This window comes from Streptomyces sp. NPDC060194 (genome assembly GCF_042728285.1).
Lineage (GTDB): Bacteria > Actinomycetota > Actinomycetes > Streptomycetales > Streptomycetaceae > Streptomyces.
This window is the reverse complement of sequence record NZ_JBHWZH010000142.1, coordinates 1-14,481: the sequence shown is the minus strand read 5'-3', so window position 1 is coordinate 14,481 and position 14,481 is coordinate 1. Positions and strand designations below refer to the sequence as shown.

At 74.3% G+C, this 14,481-nt stretch carries 10 protein-coding genes; 6 read left to right on the top strand and 4 right to left on the bottom strand.

The annotated features are described in order from the left end of the window. Nucleotides 1–204: 204 nt before the first annotated feature. Entirely contained in the window at nt 205–1,368 is a 1,164-nt protein-coding gene (locus ACFWEG_RS24175; protein WP_387218824.1) for an alpha-hydroxy-acid oxidizing protein, read from the top strand. A 192-nt stretch (nt 1,369–1,560) separates the two neighbouring features. Next, the gene (locus ACFWEG_RS24170; protein ID WP_387218821.1) at nt 1,561–1,779 is read left to right on the top strand and encodes a DUF6243 family protein; all 219 of its coding nucleotides are present in this window, start codon (nt 1,561–1,563) and stop codon (nt 1,777–1,779) included. Between the two features lie 328 nt (nt 1,780–2,107). On the opposite strand, the gene ACFWEG_RS24165 is transcribed toward ACFWEG_RS24170, so the two are convergent. Both ACFWEG_RS24165 and sigJ read right to left on the bottom strand, forming a co-directional pair. After that, a complete protein-coding gene (locus ACFWEG_RS24165; RefSeq protein ID WP_387218818.1) occupies nt 2,108–3,310 on the bottom strand; it encodes an NAD(P)/FAD-dependent oxidoreductase in 1,203 nt (400 codons plus the stop codon). 113 nt (nt 3,311–3,423) lie between these two features. Continuing rightward, the gene (gene sigJ / locus ACFWEG_RS24160; protein ID WP_387218816.1) at nt 3,424–4,365 is read right to left on the bottom strand and encodes an RNA polymerase sigma factor SigJ; all 942 of its coding nucleotides are present in this window, start codon (nt 4,363–4,365) and stop codon (nt 3,424–3,426) included. A 236-nt stretch (nt 4,366–4,601) separates the two neighbouring features. On the opposite strand from sigJ, the gene ACFWEG_RS24155 reads away from it, so the two are divergent. Together ACFWEG_RS24155 and ACFWEG_RS24150 are read left to right on the top strand one after the other, a co-directional pair. Then, nucleotides 4,602–6,611 (top strand): ATP-binding cassette domain-containing protein, encoded by a 2,010-nt coding sequence (locus ACFWEG_RS24155; protein WP_387218813.1) that lies wholly within the window; start codon nt 4,602–4,604, stop codon nt 6,609–6,611. Nucleotides 6,612–6,964: 353 nt separating this feature from the next. Next, the gene (locus ACFWEG_RS24150) at nt 6,965–8,869 is read left to right on the top strand and encodes a SpoIIE family protein phosphatase (protein WP_387218810.1); all 1,905 of its coding nucleotides are present in this window, start codon (nt 6,965–6,967) and stop codon (nt 8,867–8,869) included. 154 nt (nt 8,870–9,023) lie between these two features. Here ACFWEG_RS24150 and ACFWEG_RS24145 read toward each other — a convergent pair whose 3' ends face one another. Both ACFWEG_RS24145 and ACFWEG_RS24140 read right to left on the bottom strand, forming a co-directional pair. Beyond that, a complete protein-coding gene (locus ACFWEG_RS24145; RefSeq protein ID WP_387218807.1) occupies nt 9,024–10,352 on the bottom strand; it encodes a class I SAM-dependent RNA methyltransferase in 1,329 nt (442 codons plus the stop codon). Nucleotides 10,353–10,642: 290 nt separating this feature from the next. After that, complete coding sequence (locus ACFWEG_RS24140) at nt 10,643–12,700, bottom strand: APC family permease (protein ID WP_387218804.1); 2,058 nt, start codon at nt 12,698–12,700, stop codon at nt 10,643–10,645. 368 nt (nt 12,701–13,068) lie between these two features. Here ACFWEG_RS24140 and ACFWEG_RS24135 point away from each other — a divergent pair, with 368 nt between their 5' ends. Continuing rightward, on the top strand, nt 13,069–13,737 hold the full coding sequence (locus ACFWEG_RS24135) for a potassium channel family protein (RefSeq protein WP_387218801.1): 669 nt from the start codon (nt 13,069–13,071) through the stop codon (nt 13,735–13,737). Further along, a complete protein-coding gene (locus ACFWEG_RS24130; protein ID WP_387218798.1) occupies nt 13,737–14,438 on the top strand; it encodes a potassium channel family protein in 702 nt (233 codons plus the stop codon). The genes ACFWEG_RS24135 and ACFWEG_RS24130 overlap by 1 nt, the downstream gene beginning before the upstream one ends. Nucleotides 14,439–14,481: the final 43 nt, after the last annotated feature.

Here is a 14,481-nt window from a genome sequence, read left to right as displayed (position 1 = left end):
GTGCGGGGCGGCAGCCCCGCACCCCCCGAATCCCCGGGGCCCACCGTCTGCGGCCGGAACCCAGCACGGCCGCGCCGCGCTGCCCGCAGCGGCGGACGGCGGGTTCCGATCATTCGCGCAGCAACCGGTGACGGAGGCGCGTGGAGGTGCGAGCGTGTGCTCCGCGCCGGGCACCCCGCCCGCACCCCGAGGAAAGGCACCCGCATGAGCCCGAAGTACGGCGACTACCAACTGGAGATCTACCTCAACGGGTTGGTCGGGGTCACCCCCACCCTGCCGATGGACTTCGCCGGCTGGGAGGAGCGGGCCGAGCACGCGCTGGGCCCCTCGCTGTGGTCGTACGTGGCCGGGGGCGCGGGCGACGAGTACACGCAGCGGGCGAACGCCCGGGTCTTCGAGCGGTACGGGCTGATCCCGCGGATGATGGTCGGCGCGACCGAACGCGACCTCGGCGTGGACCTGTTCGGGCTGACGCTTCCCTCGCCCCTCTTCATGGCCCCGGTCGGCGTCATCGGCCTGTGCGCGCCCGACGGCCACGGGGACCTCGCCACCGCACGCGCCGCCGCGCGGACCGGCGTGCCGATGGTGGCCTCGACGCTGTCGGTCGATCCGCTGGAGGACGTGGCCGCCGCGTCCGGGGAGACACCCGGCTTCTTCCAGCTGTACACGCCCACCGACCGCGACCTCGCCGCCTCCCTCGTCCACCGCGCCGAGGCGGCCGGTTTCAAGGGCATCGTCGTCACCCTCGACACCTGGATCACCGGCTGGCGCCCCCGCGACCTGTCCACCTCCAACTTCCCCCAGCTGCGCGGACACTGCCTCGCCAACTACACCTCCGACCCGCGCTTCCGCGAACTGGTCGGCGGCGGCGGCCCCGACGACGTCGTCCGCACCTGGGCGGGCGTCTTCGGCAACCCGCTCACCTGGGACGACCTGCCCTGGCTCCGCTCGCTGACCGACCTGCCGCTGGTCCTCAAGGGCATCTGCCACCCCGAGGACGTCCGCCGCGCCAAGGACGGCGGCGTGGACGGCATCTACTGCTCCAACCACGGCGGCCGCCAGGCCAACGGCGGCCTCACCACCCTCGAAGCCCTCCCCGCCGTCGTCGACGCCGCCGACGGCCTCCCCGTCCTCTTCGACTCCGGCGTCCGCTCCGGCGCCGACGCCGCCAAGGCCCTCGCCCTCGGCGCCACCGCCGTCGGCATCGGCCGCCCGTACGCCTACGGCGCCGCCCTCGCCGGCGAGGACGGCATCGTCCACGTCCTGCGCTCCCTCCTCGCCGAACTCGACCTCACCATGGCTGTCGACGGCTACCCCACCCTGGCGGACCTCACCCCGGACGCGCTGGTGCACCGCCCGGCGGGGTGACGACCCGCAGCATGCGAGGGCGCCGCCTCCGCCCGGCCGGCGCTCGGAGAGCCGGCGGAACCGGGTAAAATGCCCTGTCCTTCCAGACGCCGGTTCACGAGTGAGTGCGTGGCGGGCCCGCTGACGTCCCTCGACGTCGCCACCCGTCCGCCACCGACGAATCCGCAGCTCACCTCACGACCGGGAGATCCCGTGACCGACAGCAAGAACATCAACAACCCCGTGGGCCAGGGCGGCGGCCAGCGCAAGAAGCTGTCCCGCGCCGAACGGCAGAACAACGGCCCGCACCGCAACCTCGACCGGCAGAACGCCGCCGACCGCAAGGCGGAGCTGCTCCGCAAGATGCGCGAGAAGACGAACGCGGCGGGGAACACCGACCAGGCGGGCGGCGGCACCGCACCACAGAGCTGACGCACCCCCGCCGCGTCGGCGCGACCCGCTCGGCCTCCCCCGGAGTCGTCCCCGGGACGGTTCCGACGTCAGCGCCCGGGACCGGAAGGAGCTGCCGGCGCTCCCACGGCGGGTCGACAGCCGTGGCGCGCGGGCGGCGTGAGGTCGATCTCCGCCCGGACGGTCTTCGCGACGACGCCCGGCCGCGGGGCCGTCACACCCCACTCCTTCGCGAGCGCGGCGACGAGGAGGAGCCCGCGGCCCGTCGTCGCGGCGATCGCCGCGCGCGTCGGTGTCAACCGCGGTGTCCACCACGTCGGTTGACGGCGGCAGTCCGGCGATGACGAGGTCAGGCCGCCGCCTTCCCCCGTACACGGCTCCGGGTCTCCTGCGGTACGGCACGCCGGCGCCGGGACGGCATGCCCATGGTCGGGTTGGCGACGCCCCAGGCCGCGCCCTTGCAGATCAGCTCCTTGTAGACGGCGGCCGCGCGGCCCGTAAGGGCGCTGTCCTTCGCCCGGTCATCGGCGGTGACGAACTGGATCAGACCGTCCTTGCGGCCGAGGGAGACGCACTGCTGGAAGTAGCGGATGGGGACGCGGGGGACCTTGGCGCCGGCGAGCCGGGCGGCGACGGCGTCGGCGGCCTGCCAGGCCATGGGGACACCCGAGGCGCAGGACATCCGGAGGGGCTTCCCGTTCGGGCCGATCGCCGTCGCCGCGTCGCCCACGGCGTACACGTCCGGGTGGGAGACCGAGCGCATCGTGCCGTCGACCACGATCTGGCCGCGGTCGGTGGTCTCCAGGGCGGTGGCCCGGGCGATCGGGTGAACGGCGAAGCCGGTGGTCCAGACCGTGACCTCGGCGGGGACGGTCCGGCCGTCGGCCGTCGTCACGCCGTCCGCCTCCACGGCGGTGACCGCCGTGTGCTCGTGGACCGTGATGCCGAGCCGGTGCACCACTTTCCGCAGGTGGCCGCGGCCCTTCTCCGAGAGCCAGTCGCCGAGGGCTCCGCGGACGGCCAGGGCGACGTCGAGGTCCGGGCGGGCCTCGGCGATCTCGGTCGCGGCCTCCAGGCCGGTCAGACCGCCGCCGACCACGACCACGGGCCGGCCGGCGTCCAGGGCGGCCAGGCGGTCGCGGAGGCGGAGGGCGCCGGGGCGGCCGGCGACGTCGTGGGCGTGCTCGGCGACGCCGGGGACGCCTCCGTCGCTCCAGCCGCTGCCGAGGGCGTAGACCAGGGTGTCGTACGGCAGTTCCCCCTGCCGGGAGTCGTTCGCGGCGGTGACCGTCACCGTCTTGCGGTCCACGTCCACGGCGGTGACCTTCGCGAGCTTCAGTTCCACGCCCGTTCCCGCGAACATCCCGCCGAACGGCCGGGGCGTGAGGTCCTGGCCGGCCGCGATCTGGTGCAGTCGGACGCGCTCGACGAAGTCGGGCTCGGGGTTGACGAGGGTGATGGCGACGTCCGCGCGGTGCAGCCGCCGGGCGAGGCGGCCGGCGGCGGAGGCTCCGGTGTAGCCGGCTCCGAGGACGACGATGCGGTGCTGCATGGGCCTGCTCCTGTCTGCGGGGGTTCCTCCGCTGTCCTGCGCGGTTTCGCCTCTTGAACCGGGCAGCCCGGCGCTTCCTGACAGGAGTAGGACGTGATGCGCGTCACATCGGGTCAGAGGGTGTAGAGCGCGCCTCCCCGGTCCGCTGCGGCCCACTGCCCGGTCGCGCGGACGAGCTTGTCGGGGTTGACCTGGCTGCGGACCGCGGCGATGCCCTCCGCGGTGACCTCCAGACAGGTGATCGCGACGACCCGGCCGTCCACGACCGCCACCACGGCGGGCCCGCCGTTGGCGGTCGTGGCGTAGATGTCGGGAGCCCCGCCGACGTGGGCCCGCTTGGCGTCGCCGGGTTTGAACAGGCCGCGCAGGAACGTGGCGACCGCGAGCGCGCCCTCGAACGCCTTCGCGCGAGCCGGGACCTTGCCGCCGCCGTCGCCCACCGAGACGGCGTCCTGGGTGAGCAGGCGTACGAGGGGTTCGGTACGGCCGCTGGTCGCGGCGGCCAGGAACTCCTCGACGATCCTCCGGGCGGCGGCCTCGTCGATCCCGGTGCGCGCCTTGCCGTCCGCGACGTGCTTCCTGGCCCGGTGGAACGTCTGCTGGCTGGCGGCCTCGGTGATGCCCAGGATCCCGGCGATCTCCCGGTGCGGGTAGGCGAAGGCCTCACGCAGCACGTACACCGCCCGCTCGCCCGGCGACAGGCGCTCCAGCAGGACGAGGACGGCGTACGACACCGACTCGCGCTGCTCGGCGGTCTCGGCCGGGCCGAGCATCGGGTCCCCGGCGAGCAGCGGCTCGGGGAGCCACCTCCCCACGTACGTCTCACGCCGGGCACGTGCCGAAGTGAGCTGGTTGAGGCAGAAGTTGGTGAGGACCTTCGTCAGCCAGGCCTCGGGCACCTCGATCCGCCCGACGTCGGCCGCCTGCCAGCGCAGGAACGTCTCCTGCACGGCGTCCTCCGCCTCACTCGCCGAGCCGAGCAGCCGGTAGGCGATGGCCTCCAACCGGGGCCGGGCAGTTTCGAACCGGTCGACGTCACTCACGGTCAGGGCCATGCCCGGGATCCTAGGCCGTTTTCCCGCGGCACCGCCTTCGACCGCCTCAGGACCGGTCCGCGCCGTGCGGAACGGCCCCAGGTGGCGACATCCGTGCGGTCCGGGCGGCCGGAAACGCGCTCTGCCCGACCGCGGCGCGAGCCCCCACGATGGTCCGGTGCGCAGGTGCCGGCGGGCGGGGCCGTCGCGTCGACACGGCCGGGGAGCACGGCACCCGGCGGGGCGGGAGGTGCGCGGTGAAGCGGTTCTTCGGGCGGGTGCGGATGGCCGACCCGCAGGTCTCGGACGCGGAGCGCGAGCTGTTCGGCGGCCCGCTGCGCTACGACATGGGGTGGTCGGCGCACGAGCACGCGGGCCTGGAGCTGACGATGCGCTCCGCGCTGCGCTCGATGCCGGGGCTCGTCGGCGGGACGCTGCGCATCGCGTGGCAGGCCGACCGGCGGGCGCTGCTCGCGGTGGGGGCCGCCGAGATCGGGCAGGGACTGGCCGCCGCGGTCGGGCTGATCGCGGTCAACGCGGTGATGCACGCGCTGCTGGCCGGCGGCGGCAGCGTCGAGCAGCGGCTGCACGCCCTGGTGCCCGCGCTGCTGCTCGCGGCCGCGGTCGGCGTCGTCAACTCCGCGCTGGCGGCGTGGTCCACGTCCCGCGCGGGCCGGCTGGAGCCGAAGGTCGAGCGGATCGCGACCACCCAGTACCTCGCCGCGGCGTCCCGCGTCGAACTGGAGGCGATCGACGACCCCGACTTCCGGCGGCTCGTCGACGTAGCCCAGCACGGGCCCGACTCCGCCCGCCGGATGATCGGCACGTGCGTCGCCGCCGTCAACGGGCTGATCTCGCTGGTCACCACCGCCAGCGTGCTGGCCGTGCTCGACCCCGTCCTCCTGCCGATGCTGTTCCTCATCGCCGCGCCGCGCGGCTGGGGCGCCATGCGGGTGGCGCAGGAGCGGTACGTGTCGGTGATGAGCTGGATCGAGCACGTGCGGGCGAGCCGGCTGATCGGGAACCTCCTCACCGAGCGCACCGCCGCGCAGGAGGTCCGCCTGCACGCCGTCGGGAGCTTCCTGCTGGGCCGCTACGAGCGGATGGCGGAGAGCGCCGAGGCCGAGCAGGAGCGGCTGGCCTCCAGCAAGGCGCTCACCGAGTGGGTCGCCTCCGCGCTGTCCGGGCTCGCGCTGACCGCGACGTACGGGGCGATGTTCGGGCTGATCCTGGCGGGCGAGATGAGCCTCGCCGTCGCGGGAACGGCGGTGATCGCCGTGCGGACCGGCTCGGCGAGCCTGGGCGCGCTGGTGATGAACGTCAACCAGCTGCACGAGGAGTCGCTCTACGTGCGCGACCACGGACGGTTCCTGGCCGAGGCCGCCGGGCGGACCATCCCCGAGGGCGGCGACCCGGTGCCCGCGCAGGTGAAGGCGGTCGTCCTCGACGCCGTCACCTACCGGTACCCGGACCGGGACACCCCGGCCCTCCAGGAGGTGTCGCTGACCCTGCCGATGGGGTCGGTCACCGCGGTGGTCGGGGAGAACGGCTCCGGCAAGAGCACCCTGATGAAGATCCTCTCCGGGCTGCTCCTGCCCCAGGCCGGCACCCTGCACTGGGGCGACGCGGACCTCCGCGACCTCGACCGCGCGCAGGTCGGCGAGCGGGTCTCGCTCCTCACGCAGGACTTCCAGCGCTGGCCCGTGACCGCCGCGATGAACATCCGCCTGGGCCGCCCGCACCGTCCCGCCTCACCCGAGGACCTCGCGCCCTCGGTCGAGTACGCGAGCGCCGCCCCGCTCGTCGCCCGGCTCCCGCACGGCCTGCAGACCCTCCTGGCCCGGGTGTTCCGCGGCGCGGTGGAGATATCCGGCGGCGAGTGGCAGAAGATCGGCCTCGCCCGCACCCACTGGCGCAGCACGACCTCGACCGCCGACAGCGTCCTCATCGTCGACGAGCCGACCTCCGCGCTCGACCCGGAGGCCGAGATCGAGGCCTTCGACCGCATCCGCCGCCTCGCCGCACCCCACCGGGCCGTCGTCCTCGTCACCCACCGCATGTCCGGCGTCCGCCACGCCGACCGCATCCACGTCCTGCACCGCGGCCGCCTCACCGAACAGGGCACCCACGACGAACTCGTCGCCCTCAACGGCCGCTACGCCGCCATGTTCGCCGCCCAGGCCGCCCAGTACGCCCCGGCCGCCGCCGTCCCGCGCCCCTCCTCCGCCGTTGGCACGGACCCCGCCGTCGCCGAGGACCCCACGTGACGGGCCCGAACGAGGGCCCGCCGCGCCGACCCCTGCCACCGGGAGGTGTGGCGACGGGGTGCCGCGCACGGACCGCGATCGGCGGCCGCAGGCCCGCCGTCAGAAGTCCGCGGCCGACCGCACGGGATCGGCGACGCCCGGCCGGCCTGCTCCACGACGACGGCGTCGTCCGCTGGCCGTGCGCCCCACGGCGCCCGGACGGCAGTGGGCGGTCGCGCGCGCCGTGCGGGACGACCCGCCGCGGACGGAGGGCCCCGTGCACGGGACCTTCGTCCCGGTTCGCCGCGCCCGGTGCGGGCATCACGCCGGCCCGGCCCCGTTCGCCCGGGGCAGCACCGACCGAGGAGGAGCGCATGCCCACCACCGCCCGGACCCCCGCCGATCCGGCCGACCCCGCCGTGCCGCGGTGCGACGGCCGCCGCCGGTCGGACCCCGCCGACTGGCGGGCACCGCGCGACCACCTGGAAGCTGGAGTCACGGGTACGGCGGCCGGGCACCCGTCGCGTCGCTCCGCACCGGGAAGGTCCGCCATGGCACCGCACTCCACCCCGAGCACGGACGACGCGCGCTCCCGCCTGGACCTGCAGGCGATCGGCGAGATGCTGGACTCCCAGAACCGGCGCATCGCCTCCTACGCGCGGCGCCACTGGCACACCCCCCGCCACACGCCCGCCCCGACCGGCCCCGCTCCCCTCGATGACGGGCCCGGCCTCGGGCAGACCGTGCTCGAAGCCCTGCCGATGGGGGCCCTGCTCCTCGCCCCCGTCTTCGCGGGGGACGGCACCCTCCGGGACGTGACCTACCTGACCCGGAACGCCAGGGCCCGCGAGGGCCTCGCCGCGCGGCTGCCGCCGGACGTCATGCCGCCGTGGACCGGCCCCGTCTCCCTGTTCGAGCGCCATCCGAACCTCGCGGTCACGGCGATTCCGCGGATGCTGACCGACGCCGCCCGCGACGGCACCCCCCAGGGGCCCGAGACCGTGCAGTGGATGGTCAGCACCCCTTCAGGGCCGGTACGGATCAACGACGAGGTGCGCATCGCCCCCTGCGGGGAGCACTACCTGCTCACCTGGGAACCCGGCAACCGGATCCGGATGGCGACCGCGGCGCAGCGGCTGGTCCGGGTCTGCTGGGCGGAGTGGAACCTGGGCGACGACGGCGTCCAGCCGTCCCACGGCTTCCGCGAGGTGCTCGGCCTGGCGCACGACGCACCGGTGCCCGGCCTGTACGACCTCGCCGCGACGGCCACCCAGGAGAGCCTGCCCGCCTACTACCGGCTGCTGTACGACGTCGTCCTGCGCAAACGCGCCACCGAGTGCGAGCTGCGGTTCCGTGACCGGGGGGAGCGCGTCTTCCGTATGGTCGCCGAACCCGTGCGGATCGCGCCCAGCAGCCTGGTGTGGGCGCTGCGGGCCGTCCTCGTCGACGTCACGACGGACCGGATGCGCCGGGAGGCCGCCGACCGGGCTGAGCGCGCGGCCCGGCGCGAGCGGGAGCGTACCGAGACCGTCGCCGAGATCGCCGACGCCCTGCGCGAGGCGGTGCTGCCGCACTTCCACGACGGGCTCGACCGCTACGGCCTGGAGACCGCGGCCGTGTACCGGCCGGACGCCCGCGAGGCCGGGGTGGGCGGCGACTGGTACAAGGCCCGCAAGCTGCCCGACGGCCGGCTCCTCGTCGCGCTCGGCGACGCACGCGGGCACGGTCTGGATGCGGCCACCCTGATGGCCAAGCTCCGCTACGCCCTCGCGGGCCTGGCCTACACCCACGAGCCCGTGGAGCAGCTGACGCACTGGCTCAACGAGGTGGCCTGCGCGGACGGCGACGAGTCCACGGCCACCGCGATCATCGCCCGCTACCACCCGGACCGGGGGGTGCTCCGCTGGACCAGCGCCGGGCATCCGCTCCCCGTCCTCGTCCGCGACGGCACCGCCCGCACGATGCCGCCGGCCGACGGCGGCTCCGGGCTCACGCTCGGCGTCATGAGCGACGTCCCCTACCCGGCCACCGCGTCGCAGCTCGAGGACGGCGACATCGTCCTCATGTACTCCGACGGCCTGACCGAGCGCCGCGGCGGCGACCCCGACGACGACGTCCGCCGCTTCCTGCGCGCGGCGGAGGCGTGCGTCCAGGAGGCCGCACCCCGCCCCGGCCACGGCGGGCTCCAGGACTACACCGAACGCCTCGTCACCCGCCTGGACGGCCCGCACCGCACCGACGACGCGACCCTGCTCGCCCTGCGTCGCGTCGCCACCTGACCGGGCGGCGACGCGGCGGCCGCGACCCGGCCGGCTACGGCAGCCCTGGCGCGGGCCGGTAGGCGCCCAGCCGGTTCGCCCGGTCCGGGGTGCGGGCCGGGCCGGGCGGTCGACCTCCGCGCAGTCCGGTCCGGTCACCCCCGGGACTCCCCGCTCACGCCCCCTTCGAAGCCGGCTCCAGGATCGCCACGCACTCCACGTGGTGGGTCATCGGGAACAGGTCGAACGCCCGCAGCGTCCGCACCTTGTAGCCGCCCTCGCGGAAGTACCCCAGGTCGCGCGCGAGCGCGGCGGGGTCGCAGGCGACGTAGGCGATGCGGCGGGCGCCGAGGGTGGCGAGGTGGGCGACGGTCTGGCGGCCGGCGCCCGCCCGGGGCGGGTCGAGGACGATGATGTCGGCCTCGGTGATGCGGGTGCGCGGCAGGACCTGCTCGACCTTGCCCTGCTCGACTCGGACGCGGGGGAACCCCGCGAGGTTGTGGCGCGCGTCCTCGACCGCGCGCTTGCCGGTCTCGATGCCGAGCACCGCGCCGGTCTCGCCGACCCGCTCGGCCAGCTCGCCGGCGAAGAGGCCGACGCCGCAGTAGAGGTCGAGGGCCATCTCGCCCTTGCGCGGCATCAGGCCCTGCATGACGGCGAGGACGAGGGTGCTCGCGGCCTGCGGGTGGATCTGCCAGAAGCCGCCGCCGCCGACCCGCCAGGTCTTGTCGCGGGCCCGCTCGCGCACGAAGTCGCGGCCGTGCACGCGGTGGACGGCCTTGTCCCGCTCGCCGATGCGCAGCACGGAGACGGGCTTGTCGAGCTCGACGATCGGCAGGCGCGCGCCCGGCCGGGGCGTGAGGACGACCTGCCGGTCCGCGGAGCCGGTCGCGGCGATCGCCTCGACGCTCTCCATGCCGGTCCAGTCGCGCGCCTCGACGCCCAGCTCGCTGACGCCCGGCGCGGCGATCAGGCAGCGGTCGATCCGCTCGACGTCGTGCGAGCGGTGCCGGCGCAGGCCCGCGTGGCCCTCGGCGTCGACGGCGTAGTGCATCCGGGTGCGCCAGGCGGGCACCTCGCCGGCCGGCAGCTTGTCGCCCTCGGCGGGGACGACGGTGCCGTCCCAGCCCGCCTCCTCGGGGGTCAGCCCGGCGAGCCGCTGGAGCTGCTCGGCGATCACGTCGGCCTTGAGCCGCCGTTGCGCGCCCGGCTTGGCGTGCTGCCAGTCGCAGCCGCCGCAGCGGCCGGGGCCGGCGAACGGGCAGGGCGCCTCGATGCGGTCCTTCGACGGGTCGAGGACGGTGACGGCGTCGGCGCGCAGGAAGCGGGAGTCCTCGTCGCCCTCGGTGACCCGGGCGACCACGCGCTCGCCCGGCAGCGCGTGCCGCACGAACAGGACGCGGCCCTCGTCGGTGCGGGCGATGCAGTGCCCGCCGTGGGCGACGGGGCCGACCTCGACCTCGTACTCCTGCCCCACCAGCGACTTCTTCGGTTCTACCTGCATGGTGGGACGGCTCCAAACGGCGATGCGATCAACGTGCTGCGGGAAAGGGTGCGGGAAAGGGTGCGCCGACGGGCGGCGGGCGGCGGCCCGCGGGCCGCCGTCACGGGACAACAGCCGTCCAGTCTACGGCCCCCGCCGCGACGACCCGCCCCGCCCGCACCAGGCGAACCGGAGACCGAGCCCGCTTGCACCCGGCGGACCGGAGGCCGAGCCCGCGCCGGGCCGACCCGCGCCGAGCCGACCCGCGCCCGATCCCACGCCCCCCACGAACCCGAGCACCCCCGCACCCCTCACCCCTCCCGCGACGACGGCTCCTTCGACCGCTGCGGCCGGGTGTCCACCGGCCCCCGCCGCACCGAACCCGGCGCGCTCCAGTTCGCCCGCCGCTTCGCCCGCTTCTTCGCCGCCTCGGACGACACCAGCTGGTACGGCACGGAGGTCACCATCACCCCCGGCGTGAACAGCAGCCGCCCCTTCAGCCGCAGCGCGCTCTGGTTGTGCAGCAGGTGCTCGTACCAGTGCCCGACGACGTACTCCGGGATGTACACACTGACCACGTCGCGCGGGCTCTCGCGCCGCAGCGACTTCACGTACTCGATGACCGGGCGGGTGATCTCCCGGTAGGGCGAGTCGAGCGTCTTGAGCGGGACGGAGATCCGCCGCCGGTCCCACTCGGCGCGCAGCGCCTTGGTCTCGGCGGGGTCGACGCCGATGGTGAGCGCCTCCAGGGTGTCGGAGCGCATCAGCTTGGCGTACTCCAGGGCCCGCAGGGTGGGCCGGTGCACCTTGGAGACCAGCACGATGGAGTGGACGCGCGAGGGGCGGACCATGTCGGCGTCCGGGGCGTCCGGGGCCTGGATCTCCTCCGCGACCTTGTCGTAGTGGCGGCGGATCGCGCTCATCGTCACGTAGAAGATGACCATGCCGAGCAGGGCCACCCACGCGCCGTGGGTGAACTTCGTGGCGAGCACGATGACCAGGACGCTGCCGGTCAGGAACGCGCCGAAGGTGTTGATCGCCCGCGAGCGCTTCATCCGGCCGCGGACCGCGGCGGACTTCTCGGTGCGCAGGAGGCGGTTCCAGTGCCGCACCATGCCGGTCTGGCTGAGCGTGAAGGAGACGAAGACGCCGACGATGTAGAGCTGGATCAGCCGGGTGGAGTCGGCTGCGTAGACCACGACGAGCAGCGCCGCCGCGCCCGCGAGCAGCACGATGCCGTTGGAGAACGCGAGGCGGTCGCCGCGGGTGTGCAGCTGGCGGGGCAGGTAGCGGTCCTGCGCGAGGATCGAGCCGAGCAGCGGGAAGCCGTTGTACGCGGTGTTCGCCGCCAGGAACAGCACGAGCGCGGTGGCCGCGGCGAGCACGACGAACAGGAAGGTGCCGTCGCCGAAGACGGCCGCCGCGACCTGCGAGATCACCGGGTCCTGGACGTAGCCGCTGCCGACGGGCACCCCGTCGCGCAGCAGGTCCTTGGCGGGGAACTCCGCCATCCGCACGTCGGAGGCCAGGGCGAGCAGGATGATGCCGCAGAACATGGTGACGGCCAGGCCGCCCATCAGGGCGAGCGTGGTGGCCGCGTTCTTCGACTTGGGCTTGCGGAAGGCGGGCACGCCGTTGCTGATCGCCTCGACGCCGGTGAGCGCCGCGCAGCCGGAGGAGAAGGCGCGCAGCAGCAGGAAGACCAGCGCGAAGCCGGCGAGCCCCTGGTGCTCGGGCTTGATCTCGAAGTCGGCGGTCGGCGCGGTGAGCGTGTCCCCGGTCAGGTAGCGGAAGCCGCCCCAGGCGATCATGAGGAAGACGCCGACGACGAAGACGTACGTCGGGATGGCGAAGAGCGTGCCCGACTCCTTGACGCCCCGCAGGTTCATCATCGTCAGCAGCACGATCACCGCGACCGCGCAGGCCACCTTGTGCTCGACCACGAACGGGACCGCCGAGCCCAGGTTCTCGATGCCCGCGGAGATCGACACGGCGACGGTGAGCACGTAGTCGACGAGCAGCGCGCTGGCGACGGTGAGGCCGGCCCGCGGGCCGAGGTTGACGTTCGCCACCTCGTAGTCGCCGCCGCCGCTCGGGTACGCGCGGACGTTCTGCCGGTAGGAGGCGACGACGGTGAACATCAGCACCACGACCGCAAGCGCGATCCAGGGGCTGAAGTGGTACGCCGACAGCCCCGCGATCGACAGGACGAGGAGCACCTCGCCCGGTGCGTACGCCACCGACGACAGCGGGTCGGAGGCGAAGACGGGGAGCGCGACGCGCTTCGGCAGGAGCGTTTCTCCCAGCCGGTCGCTGCGCAGCGCCCGCCCGATAAGGATGCGTTTGGGCACGTCGGTCAGTTTGGACACGCAGGGATCGTAAGCGCTGTCCAAGGGCCCCGGCGCCGCACGACCCGCGCCTCGAAGGGGCCTGCGGGGGGCCCGAACGGCCCAGTCGCGCGTTCGGGCCCGCTGCGGGCGCCGCGTCCGGCGTGCGCATCTTTGACGAATTCTTGACGGCCCTCCGGCAACTCGGGACCGCCGTGCGTCGTTCGCGCGCCCGCTCGGGGTCGGCCCGCCCCCCATCGGCCCCTCGGGCTACGGTGGTCCCGAGCACGTATTCGGGCGCCCCCGCCCGGCAGCGGCGACGTCAGCGGTACGGAAAGCAGTGAGCAGGGCAGTGAACAGAGTGTCGGTGCAGGTCAGCGGGACGACCAGGAACGCGGGGTAACGAGGCGATGCACGTCGTCATCATGGGCTGCGGGCGGGTGGGTTCCGCCCTCGCGCAGACCCTGGAGCAGCAGGGGCACACGGTCGCGGTGATCGACCAGGACCCCAAGTCGTTCCGCCGGCTGGGCTCCGGCTTCGGCGGCCGCCGGGTCAACGGGGTCGGGTTCGACCAGGACACCCTGCGCGAGGCGGGGATCGAGGACGCCGGCGCGTTCGCCGCGGTGAGCAGCGGCGACAACTCCAACATCATCGCCGCCCGCGTGGCCCGCGAGATGTTCGGCATCGAGAACGTCGCCGCCCGCATCTACGACCCCCGGCGCGCCGAGGTCTACCAGCGCCTGGGCATCCCCACGGTCGCCACGGTCCGCTGGACCGCCGACCAGATGCTGCGCAGGCTCCTGCCGTCCGGCGCGGAGCCGCTGTGGCGCGACCCGAGCGGCGCGGTCCAGCTCGCCGAGGTGCACACCTCGACGGCGTGGGTCGGCCAGCGGATCAGCGTCCTGCAGGAGGAGACCGGCGTCCGCGTCGCCTTCCTCACCCGTCTGGGCGAGGCCATGCTGCCGACGTCGCAGACGGTGCTCCAGGAGGGCGACCTCGTGCACGTGATGATGCGGCAGGAAGACGTCGAGAAGGTCGAGGCGGCGTTCGCCGAGGGCCCTGAGGAGGGTGGTCGCTGATGCGCGTCGCCATTGCCGGAGCCGGCGCGGTCGGCCGGTCCATCGCCGGTGAGCTGCTCGAGAACGGGCACGAGGTGCTGCTCGTCGACAAGGCGCCGACCGCCATCTCGGTGGAGCGGGTGCCGATGGCCGAGTGGCTGCTCGCGGACGCCTGCGAGATCACCTCGCTCGACGAGGCGGCGTTGCAACGCTGCAACGTGGTCATCGCCGCGACCGGAGACGACAAGGTGAACCTCGTCGTCTCGCTGCTCGCCAAGACCGAGTACGGGGTGCCGCGGGTCGTCGCCCGGGTCAACAACCCGAAGAACGAGTGGCTCTTCAACGAGTCCTGGGGCGTCGACGTGGCGGTCTCCACACCGCGCCTGATGTCGGCGCTGGTCGAGGAGGCGGTGAGCGTCGGCGACCTGGTCCGGCTGCTGCGCTTCAGCCACGGCGACGCCAACCTGGTGGAGCTGACGCTGCCGCCGGAGTCGGCGTTCGCCGGCACCCGGGTCGGGGACGTCCAGTGGCCGCAGGACACCTCCCTGGTCACGATCATCCGCGGCACGCGCGTGATGGCCCCCTCCCCCGACGACTCCCTGGAGGCCGGCGACGAGCTGTTGTTCGTGGCCGCGCAGGACCGCGAGGAGCAGCTGGAGGACCTGCTGTCCGTCCGCGAGGGCCGGGACGGCCGCGGGGGCCGCGAGACCCGCGAGGGCTGACCGCGGGCGCGTACGGCAACGGGGGCCGCACGCCGGTGTACGG

Coding starts and splice junctions, on each gene's coding strand:
- ACFWEG_RS24175 (WP_387218824.1), top strand. CDS start 205: ATGAGCCCGAAGTACGGCGACTACCAACTGGAGATCTACCTCAACGGG.
- ACFWEG_RS24165 (WP_387218818.1), bottom strand. CDS start 3,310: ATGCAGCACCGCATCGTCGTCCTCGGAGCCGGCTACACCGGAGCCTCC.
- sigJ (WP_387218816.1), bottom strand. CDS start 4,365: ATGGCCCTGACCGTGAGTGACGTCGACCGGTTCGAAACTGCCCGGCCC.
- ACFWEG_RS24150 (WP_387218810.1), top strand. CDS start 6,965: ATGCCCACCACCGCCCGGACCCCCGCCGATCCGGCCGACCCCGCCGTG.
- ACFWEG_RS24145 (WP_387218807.1), bottom strand. CDS start 10,352: ATGCAGGTAGAACCGAAGAAGTCGCTGGTGGGGCAGGAGTACGAGGTC.
- ACFWEG_RS24135 (WP_387218801.1), top strand. CDS start 13,069: ATGCACGTCGTCATCATGGGCTGCGGGCGGGTGGGTTCCGCCCTCGCG.
- ACFWEG_RS24130 (WP_387218798.1), top strand. CDS start 13,737: ATGCGCGTCGCCATTGCCGGAGCCGGCGCGGTCGGCCGGTCCATCGCC.